General features: G+C 43.7%; 14 protein-coding genes and 4 tRNA genes. 14 read left to right on the top strand and 4 right to left on the bottom strand.

Going from position 1 to position 18452, the window contains the following annotated elements:
* Nucleotides 1-10: 10 nt before the first annotated feature.
* Nucleotides 11-529: a hypothetical protein gene (locus tag R1T43_RS03395; protein WP_317352871.1), complete on the bottom strand. Its 519-nt coding sequence runs from the start codon at nucleotides 527-529 to the stop codon at nucleotides 11-13.
* Nucleotides 530-968: 439 nt separating this feature from the next.
* Here R1T43_RS03395 and murB point away from each other — a divergent pair, with 439 nt between their 5' ends.
* From murB to R1T43_RS03465, 14 genes are all read left to right on the top strand, one after another.
* Entirely contained in the window at nucleotides 969-1961 is a 993-nt protein-coding gene (murB, locus tag R1T43_RS03400) for a UDP-N-acetylmuramate dehydrogenase (protein ID WP_317352873.1), read from the top strand.
* Nucleotides 1958-2947 (top strand): bifunctional biotin--[acetyl-CoA-carboxylase] ligase/biotin operon repressor BirA, encoded by a 990-nt coding sequence (birA, locus tag R1T43_RS03405; RefSeq protein ID WP_057789228.1) that lies wholly within the window; start codon nucleotides 1958-1960, stop codon nucleotides 2945-2947. Before murB ends, birA begins: the two co-directional genes overlap by 4 nt.
* Nucleotides 2934-3674 carry a type III pantothenate kinase gene (locus R1T43_RS03410; RefSeq protein ID WP_317352878.1) on the top strand — a complete coding sequence of 247 codons (741 nt, stop codon included), beginning with the start codon at nucleotides 2934-2936 and terminating at the stop codon, nucleotides 3672-3674. Before birA ends, R1T43_RS03410 begins: the two co-directional genes overlap by 14 nt.
* A gap of 112 nt (nucleotides 3675-3786) precedes the next feature.
* Nucleotides 3787-3862: transfer RNA gene (locus tag R1T43_RS03415), tRNA-Thr, on the top strand.
* A 7-nt stretch (nucleotides 3863-3869) separates the two neighbouring features.
* Nucleotides 3870-3954: transfer RNA gene (locus R1T43_RS03420), tRNA-Tyr, on the top strand.
* Nucleotides 3955-3987: 33 nt separating this feature from the next.
* Nucleotides 3988-4062 (top strand) — tRNA-Gly (locus tag R1T43_RS03425).
* Between the two features lie 7 nt (nucleotides 4063-4069).
* Nucleotides 4070-4145 (top strand) — tRNA-Thr (locus tag R1T43_RS03430).
* A 67-nt stretch (nucleotides 4146-4212) separates the two neighbouring features.
* Nucleotides 4213-5394 (top strand): elongation factor Tu, encoded by a 1182-nt coding sequence (tuf, locus tag R1T43_RS03435; protein ID WP_013782545.1) that lies wholly within the window; start codon nucleotides 4213-4215, stop codon nucleotides 5392-5394.
* A gap of 787 nt (nucleotides 5395-6181) precedes the next feature.
* On the top strand, nucleotides 6182-7564 hold the full coding sequence (locus R1T43_RS03440; RefSeq protein ID WP_317352880.1) for an alkaline phosphatase PhoX: 1383 nt from the start codon (nucleotides 6182-6184) through the stop codon (nucleotides 7562-7564).
* Between the two features lie 356 nt (nucleotides 7565-7920).
* The gene (locus R1T43_RS03445; protein ID WP_211071734.1) at nucleotides 7921-8073 is read left to right on the top strand and encodes a hypothetical protein; all 153 of its coding nucleotides are present in this window, start codon (nucleotides 7921-7923) and stop codon (nucleotides 8071-8073) included.
* Nucleotides 8074-8121: 48 nt separating this feature from the next.
* Entirely contained in the window at nucleotides 8122-9684 is a 1563-nt protein-coding gene (locus R1T43_RS03450) for a catalase (RefSeq protein WP_317355650.1), read from the top strand.
* Nucleotides 9685-9847: 163 nt separating this feature from the next.
* A complete protein-coding gene (locus R1T43_RS03455; RefSeq protein WP_317352885.1) occupies nucleotides 9848-10414 on the top strand; it encodes an ankyrin repeat domain-containing protein in 567 nt (188 codons plus the stop codon).
* Between the two features lie 304 nt (nucleotides 10415-10718).
* Complete coding sequence (locus R1T43_RS03460) at nucleotides 10719-11252, top strand: hypothetical protein (protein ID WP_317352888.1); 534 nt, start codon at nucleotides 10719-10721, stop codon at nucleotides 11250-11252.
* A gap of 232 nt (nucleotides 11253-11484) precedes the next feature.
* Nucleotides 11485-13938 (top strand): S8 family serine peptidase, encoded by a 2454-nt coding sequence (locus R1T43_RS03465; RefSeq protein WP_317352890.1) that lies wholly within the window; start codon nucleotides 11485-11487, stop codon nucleotides 13936-13938.
* A 9-nt stretch (nucleotides 13939-13947) separates the two neighbouring features.
* Here R1T43_RS03465 and R1T43_RS03470 read toward each other — a convergent pair whose 3' ends face one another.
* The 3 genes from R1T43_RS03470 to R1T43_RS03480 are packed head-to-tail and all read right to left on the bottom strand — an operon-like array spanning nucleotide 13948 to nucleotide 18378.
* On the bottom strand, nucleotides 13948-14577 hold the full coding sequence (locus R1T43_RS03470) for a response regulator transcription factor (protein ID WP_317352891.1): 630 nt from the start codon (nucleotides 14575-14577) through the stop codon (nucleotides 13948-13950).
* The gene (locus tag R1T43_RS03475; protein WP_317352894.1) at nucleotides 14574-15263 is read right to left on the bottom strand and encodes a sensor histidine kinase; all 690 of its coding nucleotides are present in this window, start codon (nucleotides 15261-15263) and stop codon (nucleotides 14574-14576) included. The genes R1T43_RS03470 and R1T43_RS03475 overlap by 4 nt, the downstream gene beginning before the upstream one ends.
* Nucleotides 15256-18378, bottom strand: a complete 3123-nt coding sequence (locus tag R1T43_RS03480) for a protein kinase domain-containing protein (RefSeq protein ID WP_317352897.1) — start codon at nucleotides 18376-18378, stop codon at nucleotides 15256-15258. The genes R1T43_RS03475 and R1T43_RS03480 overlap by 8 nt, the downstream gene beginning before the upstream one ends.
* Nucleotides 18379-18452: the final 74 nt, after the last annotated feature.

Consider the following 18452-nt stretch of genomic DNA (forward strand, 5'->3'; position numbering starts at 1 on the left):
TTTAAGATACCTAGCGAGAAGCTTTTTGCTTTAAATAATTCTCAAGCTCAACTTTGCTGAGCGCGTCATTACCATCGGTATCCATTTCAGAGAAATTACCATCCATATTGGCTGTTGAAACTTCGGTTGAAGATAGGGTTCCGTCCTTATTCGTATCAGCCTTTTCAAAGTTCGCGATAACCGCAGATACCATATCGCTATTTTCAGCAGTCGCTACTTTTTGTTCACTAACAGCATCTTCTACACTGTTCTTATTAACCGAAGCAATCACATCTTCAGAAAATTTATCTGGATTAGCTTTTGCGTATTCATTGAATTCAGAGAGGTTAATAGATGAGTCGCCATTAATATCTATATCATTGATATAAGCAGCTAAAGATGTCCCATCTAATTCTTGGGAGGCTAATAACTCATTTCCATCACTATCCAGAGAGGAAAAGCTAGCGTCGAATTTTGCGGTTTGATCACTCGCTATCGCCGCGCCAGAAATTAAGGTACTAACCAATATTGTAAGTGAAAGCTTTTTCATAGAAAACTCCATTTAATTTAGCGCGCCTAATAATAAAAGTAGAAAGCGCATTATTTGGAACCATATATTCCGTAAAGACCTGTTTCGTAGAAGACATTTATCTATATGAGATAGATACATAATACATGCCACTCACTAAGGCCATGATCATAAACGATATCTTATTTTGATTTAGTAAGTAGAGAGTCAAAAGGTCATTGATGAGTGAAATTTATTCATATCGTTCCGTAACAATTAAAGGTACTGATAACTGGTATATTTAAACTTTCCTATTTGAGTATTAGTGCAACTGGTCTTTATAAATTTAAATAACATGTGCCGGTTAGAGATAAAATTACACGACCACCCTTAGCCCTATTATGCAATAGCCTCTAAACCGCTTTTAATTAACATCAGCTTCACCTACCATTAGCGCATTATCATTCTTCTAAAAAGTGCTATGCCCTCATTACAGCAGTACCACACCTTTTCTCTAGCATCGAATTGCGCAACTATCGTTGAATTCGACTCTGTAGATTCATTTCTAAACGCCTACACGCCCGACGTTAATACCTATATTTTGGGTGGTGGTAGCAACTCTGTATTTCTAAATGACTTCGACGGTGTGGTATTAGTTAATAAAATTAAAGGCATTAGCCATTACGATACCGAGTCACATCATCATATCAGTGTTGGGGCGGGTGAAGATTGGCACGAGTTTGTGTCGCTGTGTATGCAAAATGAATGGTTTGGGCTGGAAAATTTAGCGCTAATCCCTGGTTCAGTAGGTGCATCCCCCATTCAAAATATTGGGGCTTACGGGGTAGAGATACATGCCTTCATAGATTCTATTGAAGCGATACTACTTGAAACAAAAGAACCCTTTCTAATTAAAGGTGCTGATTGCCAGTTTGGCTACCGCGATAGTATTTTTAAACACGCCTTGTACGGTAAAGCACTTATCACCAAAGTGAATTTTACACTTCCAAAAGAATACGACGTTGTGGCGAGTTATGGTGAGTTAGCGGTAATGGATAGCCCTACTGCATTAGATATATTCAATAAGGTAATAGAAGTGCGAAAAGCGAAGCTGCCTGATCCTAAGCAGCTTGGAAATGCAGGCAGTTTCTTTAAGAACCCAGTTATTGCATTAACGCATTTTGAAGAACTAAAACGTGTCCACTTCGATATACCCAGTTATCCGGTGTCAGAAAATCAGGTAAAGGTGCCAGCTGCGTGGCTTATCGATAAGACTGGCTTTAAAGGAAAGACGCTTAATGACGTTAGGTGTCATCCTACACAGCCGCTAGTATTAACTAATATTGGACACGCACAGGGCAGTGACTTAGTTGCCCTGGCTAAACAGATTATGCATGCGGTAGAAAGTGAATTTAAAGTACTGCTTGAACCAGAAGTGCGCTTGGTAGGTAAGGAAGGGCTCATTGGCTTATGAGACAGGCATCGAAATCAGTAAGAAAACATATATTGGCCCTCTTATCAGATGGGCACTTTCATTCAGGTGAAACTATAGCGCAACAAGTTGGCCTTTCCCGGACCGCTGTTGCTGGCCATATTTCTCAGCTTTCTGACTGGGGATTAGATGTTTTTAAAGTTAAAGGTAAGGGTTACCGTTTAGAACGAGGTTTTGCTTTGTTAAATGCAGAGAGTATTAAGAAGCACTTAGGTAACACTAAGCGCGCCATGATAGATGTTGAGTCGGTGTTACCTTCTACTAATACAGAAATGAAAAAGCGCATTGCCAATGCACGTCACGAATTAGCCGATGGTGATGCGATATTTGCTGAAATCCAAACGGCGGGTCGTGGTCGTCATGGTAGAACCTGGTTAGCGCCAATTGGCGGTAGCTTAACGTTTTCTATGTATTGGTCTTTTCCCGATGGTTACCAAAGCATGGCCGGTTTGTCGTTAATGGTTGGTTTAGCAGTATGTGAGGCTCTAAAAGACTTTGGTGTAGATGATGCCGAGCTGAAATGGCCTAACGATATTTACCTTCAAGGTAAGAAACTGGCTGGTATTCTTATAGAGGTAGAAGGGCAAATTGGTGCTACTGCGCATTCTGTCATAGGAATAGGTTTAAATGTGTGTGTTCCTGATAGCCAATATGATGTTGGGCAACCCCATAGTGACTTAACGTCTTATTTAGGTCACACCCCTGATAGAAATAGTTTGGCTGCAGCCATAATAAAATCCCTTTGGGCGTTGTTACCTAAGTTCACCCAACAAGGTTTTGGCCCGTTCGCGCCTCATTGGGAAGCCCTAGACTTATATGCAGATAAAAGAATTGTACTGCAAATGGGCGAAAAGCGTTTTTCTGGTATTGATAGAGGTGTAGATGCTAGCGGTGCGTTGTTGGTAGAAACCCAAGATGGTATCACTCGATTCCACGGTGGAGAGGTAAGCTTACGTGGTAACCGATAAAAATGTGGTTTTAGTAGACGTCGGTAATACGCGATTTAAATATTGTTTGTTATCTAATGCCGAAAATGAGCCAACCGCCACAGAAAATTTATCTGATTTACTTTCTTTTATCGATAAACAACAAAATATTTCCCATTTATATTTAGCCTCAGTACGAAAAGCTGATGCTGTCGAACAGATTTTCACCGCCTGCGAGCAAAGAAATATCGCTGTTGTAGAAAAAAATACCGAGCGAGAAGCCTTCGGTATAAAAAATAGTTACGAAAACGAAAAAAAAATGGGGGTCGATCGATGGCTTGCTATGGTTTGTGCGGCAGAAAAATCACAAAAAGCATTTTTTGTGATGGATGTGGGTACGGCAATTACGGTTGATTTTGTCGTGGGTGGTCAACATTTAGGCGGTTGGATCACCCCAGGCTTTCAAGTAATGAAGCAAGCATTACTTAATTCCACCAAGAAAGTGTATGTAAATGACCAAATTCCGACCACTCTCACGGTAGGTAACGATACCGAAGAATGTGTTGCAACAGGGTGCTATGCAGCAGTTTATGGTGTTTATTTGAGCGCTATTGATTACTTATCCAGCAAACAAACCGATTTTGATATAATTTTAGGGGGTGGAGACAAAAAAATGTTTGCATTCCTTGAAAGCGATGTTAGGATTCGTCCCGCTCATTTGGTGGTGCAAGGTTTGGCCCGCTACGCAAGAAGCGAGCTTCTTACGTAACTGGTTTGATTGATAAGTTTTTATCGGTCAAATAAGAAAAAGTAAAATTTTTCAAAACAACACTTGCACTGAGTAATTCATTACTCTAGAATGCGCACCCACTTGATGTAGTGCCGACTTAGCTCAGTTGGTAGAGCAACTGACTTGTAATCAGTAGGTCGCCAGTTCGACTCCGGCAGTCGGCACCATCAATCTGGAGGGGTACCCAAGCGGTCAACGGGATCAGACTGTAAATCTGACGGCTCAGCCTTCGCAGGTTCGAATCCTGCCCCCTCCACCACTTTTTTATGAGGTGGCCAGAGAATTAGGATTTGCGAGCATCGTATAATGGCTATTACCTCAGCCTTCCAAGCTGATGATGTGGGTTCGATTCCCACTGCTCGCTCCAAATCAGTGCTGATATAGCTCAGTTGGTAGAGCGCACCCTTGGTAAGGGTGAGGTCGGCAGTTCAAATCTGCCTATCAGCACCAGTTTCTCCCCAGCTCATGTTTATAGAATTTCATAAATTTTTAAAGTAACTTTGCTGGGATAATAGAAATGGCAAAAGAAAAGTTTGAACGTACGAAACCCCATGTAAACGTTGGTACTATTGGCCACGTTGACCACGGAAAAACTACTCTAACTGCGGCAATCACTACTGTTCTTTCTAAGACATACGGTGGTTCAGCTCAGGCTTTCGATCAAATCGATAACGCGCCTGAAGAAAAAGCTCGTGGTATTACCATCTCTACATCTCACGTAGAGTATGACACTCCTACTCGTCACTACGCTCACGTAGATTGCCCAGGACACGCTGATTACGTTAAAAACATGATCACCGGTGCTGCTCAAATGGACGGCGCGATCCTAGTAGTAGCTGCGACTGATGGCCCTATGCCTCAGACTCGTGAGCACATCCTACTTGGTCGTCAGGTTGGCGTTCCTTACATCATCGTATTCATGAACAAATGTGACATGGTTGATGATGAAGAGCTTCTAGAGCTAGTAGAAATGGAAGTTCGTGAACTTCTTAGCGAATATGAATTCCCAGGCGATGACCTTCCAGTTATCCAAGGTTCTGCACTTAAAGCCCTTGAAGGCGATGCAGAATGGGAAAAGAAAATCATCGAACTTGGTGAAGCTCTTGATTCATATATCCCAGAGCCAGAGCGTGCTATCGATAAGCCGTTCATTCTTCCAATCGAAGACGTATTCTCAATCTCAGGCCGTGGTACAGTTGTAACTGGTCGTGTAGAGCAAGGTATTGTTAAAGTTGGTGAAGAAGTAGAAATCGTTGGTATCAAAGATACGACTAAGACGACTTGTACTGGTGTTGAAATGTTCCGTAAACTTCTTGACGAAGGTCGCGCTGGTGAGAACGTTGGTGTTCTTCTACGTGGTACTAAGCGTGAAGACGTTGAACGTGGTCAAGTACTAGCTAAGCCTGGTTCAATCAACCCACACACTAAATTCGAAGCTGAAGTATACGTACTAAGCAAAGATGAAGGTGGTCGTCATACTCCATTCTTCAAAGGCTATCGTCCACAGTTCTACTTCCGTACAACTGACGTAACTGGTGCTGTAGAGCTTCCAGAAGGCGTAGAGATGGTAATGCCTGGTGACAACCTTAAGTTCGTAGTAGAACTTATTGCACCAATCGCGATGGACGAAGGTTTACGCTTCGCTATCCGTGAAGGTGGCCGTACTGTAGGTGCTGGTGTTGTAGCTAAGATTCTTTAATCTAAGCAAGCCAAAAGCATTAAAGAAAGGCGCTCATTAGAGCGCCTTTTTTGTGCGCGGAATTTGGCGGCGTAGGGAAGAGCTTTGTGCGCCTCTGAAACCCGGCGTAAACCCATCCATGGGGCCTTCGCTACAGCATCCATGCTGTAGAGAGTTTCCGAGGCGCACAAAGCCCTTCCTTCCATAGCGTACCATCGTACGCAGCCACTAAGCTGAGCGGGAGTTGCCTCCATCAAAAACACGGCGTGAACCCATCCATGGGGTCTCTGCCACAGCATCAATGCTGTGGAAGGTTTCTGATGGGGGCGACTCCCTCTCCTATAAACGCTGACCTGCACGATGAGGTAGTGGCGCGTAAACCCATCCATGGGGCCTTCGCTACAGCATCCATGCTGTAGAGAGTTCCCGAGGCGTACAAAGCCCTTCCTTCTAAAGCGGGCACCGCACGCACCGACCTCACTTAGGTGAGTGTAACTAATAACCCATCATAAACGCGGTCTAATTCCATCCCTTACCATTAGGTCTATTGCCATGTGTTTTCACTAACAAAAGTAAGATTTGCTGTGCTTTACTATAAATTTTATAGGCCCTTACAAGTGCTCTGATTTAACCGCGCCGGTTTAGTAAGGGCGGTGTATTGCATAAAAACAAAGGTATTTGCCATAGTGGAAAGTACATAAATGTTATAGTGTAACAATAGTGTGTGATGATAGATGCAGGCAGTATTTGGTTTAATCAGGTACACGTAAATCAAGTGCGTAAGTATCAGTACAAAAGAGTGATAAAAATGATTAATAGAAGGCAGTTTTTTAAAGGGGCGGGTACCTTGGCATTTGCTGGGTTGGCATCAAGTGCGCTGGGTAAGGCGAATGCGGGTATGTTGACGCCAACAATCAAAGGTTATGGGCCTCTTGTGCCTGATCCTAAGAAACTTCTCGATTTACCTCAGGGTTTTAGTTACCAAGTTATCTCTGAACTGGGTGATGCCATGAGTGATGGATTACATGTGCCAGATCGTGCTGATGGTATGGGGTGCTTTGCGCTAGGTAATAATAAGGTTGCCTTAGTACGTAATCATGAATTACAGGCCGCTCACTTATCTATTCAGCCGGAATCTATTCAATCTCATACTACTGAATTAGCTTACGATAAATTTGAAAACGGTGTTGCGCTACCAGGGGGCACTACCACGCTGGTTTATAATCTTGATACTAAGGTTGTTGAAAAAGAGTTCGTTAGCTTAGTTGGCACTATTCGTAATTGTGCTGGCGGTATTACACCTTGGGGTACGTGGTTAACTTGCGAAGAATCTGTTGATAAACCTAACGGTGTTATTGCTAAAGAGCATGGTTATATCTTTGAAGTGCCCGCAGATGCCGAAGAGTTAGTTGCGGCAAAACCGCTTAAAGAAATGGGGCGGTTTAACCATGAGGCGGCTTGTGTAGACCCAGAAACCGGTATTGTTTATTTAACAGAAGACAGAGGCGATAGTTTGTTTTACCGCTTTATTCCTAATGTTAAAGGGCAACTGGATAGAGGCGGCAAGTTACAGGCGTTGCGTATACAAGATGTGCCTCAGTTCGATTCTCGTAATTGGGATAAGGCGCGTATGAATCTGGGCGAATGGTTAAATGTAGATTGGGTTGATTTACATACGCCAGAAAGCCCTAACGATGATTTGCGCGTGCAAGGTTACCAAGCAGGGGCAACACTGTTTGCTCGTGGTGAAGGGCTGCACTGGGGCAACAGCGAGCTTTATTTTTGCTGTACCAATGGTGGGGCTAAGCAATTAGGTCAGATAATGCGTTATCAGCCACAAAGCTCTCAGCAGCAAGGCGCGGAAGCTGATTCTGTTTCAAACGCTGAAGCTTCAGGTGGCAGATTGCAATTATTCGTTGAAAGTGACGACGCTAGCTTATTTAACTTTGGCGATAATCTAACAGTAAGCCCTAATGGTCATTTGATTGTATGTGAAGATCAGTACACCGAAGTGGTAGATAATCATCTAAGAGGCGTGACGCCAGAGGGCGATATTTATAATGTTGCCAAGCTTCACGCGCAAAGTGAGCTTGCCGGCGCTTGCTTCACGAATGATGGCAGTGTGTTGTTTGTGAATATGTACTCTCCCAGTAAAACCTTGGCGATCACTGGCCCTTGGATGGCACTTTAACTAACACAATGTTCAAGTAAGTTATTATTGGTAATGTGCTTCATGTTTATGTGAAGTACATTGCTTTTCTACTTTTTCCCTTTCTATCCTTTTCTTCCCTGCCATGGTTGTCACTCTAAATTGGGTTCAAAGATACTAACTTCTTGCTATAAAACTAAAATTTACCTGTTGGTTTAACGACCAAGTAAATCGCCACTTCTCCCCAGCTCGGCAAGGCTAAAATACCAATCGAAAAACTCAATCATTTTTCTATTCTTTAGTCACATCTATAAATTCAATTAAGTTAATCAGTTTATGTCGTTTTAATAGTTTTCGCAGAACAGTAATAATCCTCGCATCAAACAAGGAGAGCTGTTGTGAGCACTATTTTAAGAAAACTTGCACCACAAAAATTTGTTAGCAAACCGACCCATCCGGTTTGCAACTATGCAAATAACTATTATGGCGACCAAATTTGTGTCGCTCAGAAAAACCCGACCACTAAAACTCGTATTTCAGGAGCAGCATAAATGAAGCGATCGTTTACCCGTAGTATTATAAGTTGTGTAACCGTAGGCATGTTAAGCATGGGCTTAAGTGCTCAAGCAGATACCCTTACTCGTCAAAATGGCGCACCAGTTGGAGACAACCAGAACTCTCAAACTGCTGGCCCATGGGGCCCTGTGCTTTTACAAGACTCTCACCTAATTGAAAAGCTAGCGGCATTTGACCGTGAGCGTATTCCAGAGCGTGTGGTTCACGCCCGTGGTGTTGGTATTCATGGTTACTATGAAAACTACGAAGATTTATCTGACGATACGGTAGCTGCGCCTTTTCAAGGTGAAGGTAAAAAAACCGAAGTATTCGTTCGCTTTTCATCGGTAGTACACGGTCACCTTTCGCCTGAAACGCTTCGTGATCCTCGTGGTTTCGCCGTTAAATTCTACACTGAACAAGGAAACTGGGATTTAGTAGGCAACAACTTCCCTGTGTTCTTTATTCGTGATGCAATTAAATTCCCAGATATGGTTCACGCATTTAAACCGTCTCCGGTAACGAACAAGCAAGATGCTAAGCGTGTATTCGACTTCTTCTCGCATGTTCCAGAATCTACTCACACACTAACTATGTTGTTCTCTGACTATGGTACACCTGCAAGCTACCTAAATATGGATGGTTCAGGTGTTCACGCTTTCAAATTTGTTGATGATGAAGGCAATGTGAAGTACGTGAAATTTACGTGGAAAGCGAATCAACCTATTAAAAACTTCACTGCTGAAGAAGCAATGAAACAACAGGGTATGGATTTCCAACCACACACGACTGACGTTTACACTCGCATCGGTGAGAAAGGCGAAACCGCTTCTTGGGATTTGTATTTGCAAGAACTTGAGCCAGAGCAGTTAGACGACTTCGACTTCAACCCGTTAGATACTACAAAGATCTGGCCTGAGAAGTTAGTTTCTTCACGCAAAATTGGTCGTATGGTGTTAAACCGTGTACCTGACAACTTCTTTGAAGAAACTGAGCAAGCTGCATTTGCTCCAAGTAACCTAATTCCTGGTATCGAGCCTTCAGAAGACAGAATGCTACAAGGTCGTCTGTTCTCTTATGCTGATACACAGCGCTACCGTTTAGGTGTTAACGCTTACCGTATTCCGGTAAATGCACCTAAAAATGTTGAGATTAACAACCACGAGCAACATGGCCAGCTTCGTACTACATCAACTAACCGTGATGTTAACTACCAGCCTAGCCGTCGCTTAGACTTGAATGAAGATCCAGCATACCGTTACTCAAGCAAACCGCTTGCAGGTATGACACAGCAAATTCCTTTCTACAAGGAACAGAACTTCAAACAAGCGGGTGAGTTTTTCCGTAACCTTGATAAACAAGGTCGTAAGAACTTAATCAACAACATGGGTGGTGCATTGGCATCGGTACCTGAAGAAGAAATTCGCGTCATCATCAGTGCTTTCATGTACAACGCTGATAAAGACTATGGTACTGGCGTTGCTAAGCTAGCCAAGGTTTCTATCTCGCAAGTACGTGCAGAAGCAAAAGCCCTAATTGACGAGCAAGCAGCCCGTGCTGCAAAAGCTAAGAAAGTAGCGGAAAGCTTAACTGCTCTTATGCAATAAGAAACACTAACTACGAACTCGCCCTACTTATTTAGGTAGGGCAGTTGTAGTTATCAAAAATTATCAAAGACTTCGTTTGAATAACCTGATTTGCCTAGTAGGCTTTTTTTAATATCAACTACTCATATCTATCATTACCAACGTCAACAATAGGAGATCCACAATGCACATCGTTAAACGCACACTATTGGTTTTTACTTTACTGCTGAGTGTGAGCCTATGTCATGCACAAACTAGTGTTGATGACCTTAAAGCACGCTATTTCGACGCTGCCCGCGAGGGAAATGTTGAATTGCTTCAAGCTTTTTATCAAGCGGGTCTTGATGGGAACGTAGCTGATGAGAAAGGTTATACCGCGCTTATTTTAGCGGCTTACCATGGTCATAATGATGCGGTTTCATATTTACTTGGTAAAGACAGCATTAATGCCTGCCAAGAAGATAATAAAGGTAATACCGCTTTAATGGGGGCTATCTTCAAAGGACATCTGAGTGTAGCTAGAAAGCTCATGTTTGCCGAGTGCAATATTGATGAAACTAACGCTCAGGGGCAAACCGCATTAATGTTTGCTAGCTTGTTCGACAGACAGTCTTTAGTGAGTGAGCTAATTGAAAAAGGCGCTAACCCACAACATAAAGACTTAGCAGGCAACTCAGTAGCTGATATTGCATTGTCGCAAGGCAATTACAATTTGGCCAAATCGCTGAATGAGTCAAATGTTAATCGATGATAATGAAGTAGACACATATATTAGAAGAACGTAAACGGGGCATTGCCCCGTTTTTTTATTTTAGGCATACGTACTGCCAAAGACACCCACCAAACAAGTACTTCCTTATAGAAATACAGCCTAAGTAAGGTTGCTATCCAACTTAAAATAATGGATTAAAAGTAGGGGCAACTCCCTATGGCTGGAGCTAAGTGATGATTAGATACTAAGTATTAGGAGATAAGCCTAATAATACTTATCTCCTCAAAAAAATGTAGAAATAGAACAACTGAAATAAGCCCTAAATTTATAAGTTGGAAACCTTATGAAAATATTCATTACGCTGCTCACGCTTACTATCGCCTCTCCGACATGGGGAGCGCTAATCACGTTTGACTTCAATCGGCTTACGCTATCCTCTAGCACATCACAGGCTACGGTAACGGGATCTATTACGTTTGATGACACCATGTCAGATTTTAGTGCCTACACGTGGGAAAGCTTTGGTTTTAACTTCGAGTTCGATGGCGATACTTTCTTACTTGACGAAGATCATATTAGCGATATTGAAATTGTAGACTTGGAAGACCTTATATTCGGAGACGATTCCAGTAGTGGGTATGAAGGCTTTGTTTTCTCATTTTTCGATGGAAATTATACATTGGCAACAGGGCAAGGCGGTATGGGAGCAGAAGAAACCTGCTTTTTTACTGACACGGATACCTTATGCGCAAACGAACTGTTCAGTTTAACAAGAAGCTCATTACAAAATCGCGCAGTATCGGTCAGTGAACCACCTTTGCATATGTTTGTTCCACTATTATTAATGGTGCTATTCGCCAGAAAAAGAAAAATATAATAAAAGCGTTGGGCGAAAAATGGCCCTAAAGCGCAGCAATTTGTTCCCGCCAATTTACTTGTTTCTCGTAAGTTGGTGCCTCCGCAGCCCCCACATTTTGTGGGGGCTTTTTTATGTCCAGTTCAGTGTTTGGCTAGCTGATTTTATTATACTTATGGTTATAGGGGGAACCCCCCATAGTGTCAGCGCCTCGCTTACGAAATACTCAAAGGGTAAAACAACGAGGTGTACTATGAAAATTTTAAACAAGAAAAACTTATTAGCCGTTGCGGTAGCGTGCGCTTTACCGGCAAGCATGGTTAACGCAAAAACTTTCGACACAACGCTTGCAGACAAATTGCTAGCGGCGCCATCAGAGCTACAGCAAGTTATTGTCACGTTTGAAGGAAATGGCCCCCTTTCATTAGATCAATTAGACGCACTTGACGTACTGGGTATTACATCAGGTGTTAGCCTTAAGAACCTGCCTATCGTAGGTATTATGGCCACGAAAGCACAAGTTGACGCATTGTACAGTCGCGATGACGTAGTATCAGTGTGGAACAATGATCCACTTGTACTAGAAAATCACGAGTCGACCCAAATAACAGGCGTGCAAGCATTACGAGCAGACCGAGATTTGCGTAATAACGGCATCCCTTACTCAGGCCGCGGCATTGGCGTAGTGGTTAACGACTCGGGCGTAGATGGCACCCATTCTGATATCGCTTATCCGGATCACGTAATACAAAACGTACTCGCCCAAGTTAATTTAAATAGTTTTAGTAGTATCTTACCCATCTCTTATATCGAAAATGTGCCTAACTCAGATATTGGCGGTGGCCATGGTACTCACGTAGCTGGCACCATTGGTGGTAATGGCGCAAAGAGCAGTGGCTTACATGCAGGTGTAGCGCCAGGCGCTGATATCATCGGTTACGGTTCGGGTGCTGCACTATTCATATTAGACACCTTAGGTGGTTTCGATTACGCCCTTACTCACCAGTACGACTACAACATTCGTGTTATTTCTAACTCGTTTGGTAATACAGGTGATGTGGGTACTGATTTTAATCCAGATGATCCAACAAATGTCGCGACGAAAGCATTGGCAGATAATGGCATTATTACGGTGTTCTCAGCAGGGAATTCAGGCTCTGGTGAGTCGACAATTACCGGTAACTTTAAAAAGGCTCCTTGGGTTATCACAGTAGCGGCAGGCGATAAGGAAGGCAATTTGGCCGACTTTAGTTCTCGAGGCGTAGATGGGAAAGGAGGCCAAGTCGTTGTCGATGGTGAAGTGTTTACATGGGAAGACCGCCCTACTATTACAGCACCTGGTGTAGACGTTATTTCTGCAAGAGCATCAACATCGAGTTTAGGCGCACTAAGCGCTACCGATGATGCTGCGATGATAGAGCCCGCCCATTTACCTTTCTATACTGTATCAAGTGGTACTTCAATGGCAGCGCCACACGTATCTGGGATAGTTGCATTAATGCTAGAAGCTGATCCTAGTTTGCAGTGGGAAGAGGTGAAATCAATTATTCAACAAACTGCTACACCAATGGCGGGCTTGGCTGAATGGGAAGTCGGTGCGGGTTACGCGAATGCTTATGCCGCCGTGAATGCGATTGTTAACGGCGTTGAAGTATATGGTGATACGTTGAAGCTAGACCGAAAATTTAACGGTTTTGCCAATGTATCGGAAGGCGAAAGCTTTATTCTGCCAACCACGTATCTTCCTGTTGGTGAGCCTCCGGTAGAAACCTTCGATGTGGGGCCAGACGTGTCTATGGTATTGGCAAGCGCCACCATTGAAACGGCGACTGCATTTGTATTAGAAGATCCAGCAGGAAACCGATATGGCTCAGGTATTGGTCTGCCGCTTTTGGGCTCTTCAGTAGGTATTGCAGCGCCTGGTATGGCCGGGCAGTGGAAACTATATAGCAGCGGTATTGGAAGCGTGAGTGGGATATCTGTCGATCCACTGGGCGTAACTAATGGAGTGGGAATTCCCTCTACTACAGACGTGAATATTCGATTGTTAGAAACCTCAGGTTATGTGGGCATTGACGATGTTGTAGGTCACCCTTCACAGTCGTACGTTGAATACGTGATAGCCAATGAATTAATGGATGCCACCACTGATGGTTTTAAGCCGGACGATGCACTTACCCGTGTTGAATTCGCTGATGTACTTACTCTTAGTAATAGCGTGCGCCAGTCAATTGTTGGTAATACTGCGATGTTTTTTGATGTAGATTCAGCGTTTGCTGGAGCGGTTAACGCCGTCACGTCAGAAGGGGGCGTGTTGAGCGACCTTACTTTCAGCGAGGGCCCTCTTATGCTTATCGGTGGTAGCGAGCATTTTGGCGCTGCTGATACTGTGACTAAAGAAACCATGGCCTATTCTTTAATACAGGCGTTAGGGTTGGAAGCGTCGGCACAATCCTTCGATACGGCTGAAACGCTGGTAGCCATTGTATTTGACCAAGCAGTACCTGTTGCCGATAGTGAACTGATTGCGCCTGAAATGCGCGGCTATGTGCAGCAAGCGTTAGCCATGGGGTTAATGCAGGTGCAAGTGGAAGTAGAGCAGGGGCCATTTGATTTAGAGCCAACGCTGGTGGCTTACTTCAATCCTACTGATGAAGTGACACGCGGAGAAACAGCCTTCGTGGTGACTCAGGCACATCAGTTGTAAAAGCAATCGCTATTCAAGAAGGCCGGCTTTGCCGGCCATTCTTATTAGTTCGGCTGAACTGCTCAAGTTGAGTTTTTTGTATATATTACTTCGGTGATTTTCAGCGGTTTTCAAGCTCATATTCAATAGCTCACCTATTTTTTTGCTGGTATTACCGGCAGCAACCAAAAAGAAGACTTCGCGCTCACGGCGCGTGAGTACACTCAATGGGCTAACATGTTTTTGAAATTGCTCATCCTCGCAATCACTCACTTTGTCGGGGAAGAACGTTTGCCCTGCTGCTACTTTTTTTATGGCATCAACAAGAACATCGCCAGATGACTCTTTTAATACATAACCTTTAGCCCCTGCATCACGCATGGCTTCTACATACTCAATTTCGTTATGCATCGACAACACAAGTACTTTGGCATCGCATCGCTGGGAAAGTATTTTGTCAATGGCCACAAGGCCGCTCATTCGAGGCATGGATATATCCATAAGAATGACATCGGGTGAGAGTTTAACCACTGCCGATACAAGCTCGACGCCGTCATCACATTCACCAATAACGCTGATGTTATCAGTGGCATTTAACATTTGTGATACGCCTTGGCGCATTAATACATGGTCGTCTGCGAGCACTACACGAATTGTCATACGGGTACCGTTACTGTTGTTCTTGTGCCTTGACCTACAGCCGACGTTAACACTAATTGTGCGTTGAACGCCTTAGCTCGATCTCGAATACTCGATAAGCCCACACCGGGTTCTACGGTTGTTTTATCAAATCCGTCACCATTGTCCACAATATCTAAGCGAATAACATTATTATGAAAGGCAAGACTTAGCGTAACTTTGCTCGCGTGGCTGTGTTTTATGGTATTCACCAATGTCTCTTGTGTAATGCGAAAGAGTAAAATACTCACATCTTTAGTAATGTCTGCTGGAATATCAATGGTGCACTCATATTCAATATCTTCAGAGGCAAGCAAATTACGACAAAGCCAGCTTAACGCAGGTTTTAGCCCCAAGTCGTCTAAAATGGTAGGGCTCATCAACCTAGACAGTTGGCGCACATCATTTAACGCCATTTCTGCCAAGCCATGCAAATTTTCAAGTTCAGGTGAATCTGCTGACAAGGCCTGCAAGCGTCGAGTAAGCCCTGTTAAAAGCTGACCAATACCATCGTGTAATTCACGGGATAGTTTTGCCTTTTCAGACTCTTGTTGCGCCCATAGCCTTTTTGCGAGCTGTTGAAGTGTAGCTTGTTCATCATCAAGTCTGTTTTTAAGCGAGTCTTGAAGGGCTCGAATTGAGGCGAGCTGCTGCTCAATATCACTCAAGGTAGGCCTGCCTATAATCCAATGCCTGCGTTTCCGTGAGCTGCTCAAGCCATTGTGAACGCAAGGGTTGTAGTTTAGCTTCGTACTCAGGTAATACTGAGTAGTAAACATGATTGCGCCAGTAGTCTGGATGAACGGCTAATTGTTGCGCTAGGGTCTTGGCTAGCTCAGTTTTGCCAGCCCTAACTTCAAGATATAGCCAATGCAGATAGGACTGATAATAAGTTGGCTTGATAAGCGTATTAATCGTCTGCATCACTTCGCTGTTAGATTTAAGGTTCAATCGATGTTGAATATCCAATAAAATTTTAAGTTCTGTCACTACAGGAATATGAGAGGTGTCAAAAGACGGTCTAAAGTCGGCCGCATTTATTGGTTGTTGCTGATGCTGTAATGCTAATAGTAGCCACTGTATGACAGCATGCTGATCGCGCCTTTCTTTAGCAGCGTCGCTGTCGATATTTGAAAGCACCTCTTTTACACACGGCCAGTTGGCTGTACGAAGACAGACTTCGCCATGCCATAAACTCACCTCAATCAGTGCTCTTGTATCTGAGGCACGCTCAGCTAATTGCTTAGCTTGCTCTATTTGGGTAAGGGCTTCACTTAACTTCCCATTACTAAAATGGAAGTAACTAAACAGCAAGTGGTTCACCATTTTCTCTTGATCGTTTTGCTGACTCAACTTGCTATCAACTTCAGAAAGATAGCGGGTAGCGGCGTTATTATCGCCTTTTACTAAACTTAACTGTGCCAGGTTCTGATACGTTCGAAGCAGATGAGACTGGTCGTTGTTTCTCTCGAATAAAGTTTTGGCCTGCTGCCAATAAATATCAGCAAGTGACAAGTCGCCAATCAAAAAATGCATATAAGCCACATTGCTCATGCTTTCTGGTTTTAGTACTTTGTCATCGATTTGAACCCGAATATCTAAGCCACGTTTATAGTGCAATAAGGCTTTTTCGAACTCACCTTGTTCTTCATAGAGAAAGCCTAACGTATCATTGATGTGGGCTTCTTGTTCTAGATCACCGATATCCATTATTAGTGACAAAGCCTCTTTTAAGGAAGACTCCGCTAGGTCGACTTTGCGAGTAAGTGATGCTGCAATCGCTAAGTTAGCAAGTGTTTTAGCGCGCTCAGAAGGTTGAGATTCAGCATCTCTAAGTGATAGTGCGTCTTGAAAATACGATGCAGCGGTACCGTGTTCTGCAATACGTAAATGAGCGATACCAAAAGCATTAAGTACTAAGCTTTCACCTTTCTTGTTTTTAACTTTTCTAAACGCAACTAGCGCTTGAGTGAGGGTTTCACTAATGGCTGTGTCAATGTTTCCCCCCATTATTTGCAAACGCGCAAGTTCAAACCAAAGTTGGCCATCATTAGGGCGTAATTGCAACGCGGCTTGGTAATCATCCATGGCCAATAGTGGCTGGTTAGCCCACTGATGTATATCGGCACGCATGGCTAGTAAGTCGGCTCGATTCGGGTAAAGGCTAATTAGCGCATCAATGGATTGCTGGGCCAACGAAAGGTTATCATCTAATTGCGCCCGAAGTAGTTCTCCCTGCAAACGCCAATAGTCGCCAATATCAGGTATTGCCATTAAGGTATCGAGAGACTCTCTAGCGACCAAAATATCGTTATTATTTAATGCTAGTTCAGCGTGAGCTACCCATCCCCCAGGATAATCGGGTGTACTGGTTATCATCGCCTCAATAGCATCGTCCCGGGTCAGAGGCGGCCCCGCCTCCCAGGCATCATGTAACGCATTTAAGTAACGCAAGTCTGGGGTGTCTACCTCAGTGTTTAAATGAGAAAATAATGCTTCAACGAGCTTGTCGGCGAAGGCATCTAAATCGTCAGCCAAGCTGCTGGTCGTAATAGAATGACTTACTGTAAATATCTGTGTATTGGCTGGCATGCTAAGTACACTGGCGTGAAGTAGATATGACTGACTGCTAGTAGGGGTTGCATCAAGTAGCAACAGGCTGTCGGTGCCAAGGATTGCGCTGAAATCCACTCTATCATTGTCACTATCCATAGGGGACAGTGCTAAATTTCGAATTAGCGTCGAGCTTTCGTTTTCGCCGACAAGCGCAATATCAGGATGAGTTGAAAGAGGGTAACGAAGTAAATCACTAATCGTGCCTAACAGTGGATAGTTGTTATCGTGAATTATAGCCAGTTGTAGGGTTTTATTGCCGAATCCATCAGGATTAGGTTTCGTATTATTTATAACAACGGTAATGGCGATCGTCGCTAACACAAGCATAAATATTGTGAATGCGGCTACGAATTTTGACCATGAAACAGGCGTATTAGCTTGGGTCAACGCTTGTGTTAGAGTAGGGCGCTTTTCTGGAATTTGATGGGTAAGGTTGCTAATAAACTGAGTTTGCTTTCTAAACCACACAGTGTCAGATAACGAAAATGACGACAACGCCACACAACTGAGCATATCGTTAAGCACTTTACCGGCACTGTAGGTATCAGAAAATTCCCCTGCCTTTCCTGAGTGAATCACCTCTGGGGCCGAGTACGCTAAATGGCCGCTCGTTTGCTCGCTATTTTTTTTCAATTGGCCTATGCCGAAATCAATGAGTAATAAATCATCGTCTGCATTAATAAGGATATTGTCGGGCTTTATGTCACCGTGCTTGATATCGACGCTTTGGCAGGTAGCAATTGCATCAAGTAATTGGTGTGACCATTTTTGATATGTCTTGCGAGAAATAGGGCGTTGAAGGCGCTCGAATAGTGGCTCACCTTCTATGTACTCCATGGTGAAAAAGGCGTAATAGTCGTCGGCAAATACATCGTGAACACGAATAATATTAGGATGTTGAAGTTGTCGAGCAATAACAACTTCATTACGAAGAACCTGCATACTGGCTAGGTCGGTAGCGGCACCAGGAATAAGTTTCAGTGCTACATCAACCGCGAGCAACTCATCTTTGGCGGCATATACACAGGCCTGAGTACCTGCCCCTAGCTGTTGAATGATGCGAAACCTATCAGCAAGAATGGTTCCACAGGCAAGTCTAGGCCCTGATGGCAAAGCCTCAGTTTGAAAATGTTCAGGCGTTGAAGGTATATTCCCCGGCCCAGTCAAACGCATCTCCACACTACAATTACTACAGCATAGGTATCATCTCGCGCGCTTTGCTGGGCTTATCGCAACGAGTG

This window comes from Alteromonas sp. CI.11.F.A3 (genome assembly GCF_032925565.1).
Taxonomy (GTDB): Bacteria; Pseudomonadota; Gammaproteobacteria; order Enterobacterales; family Alteromonadaceae; genus Alteromonas.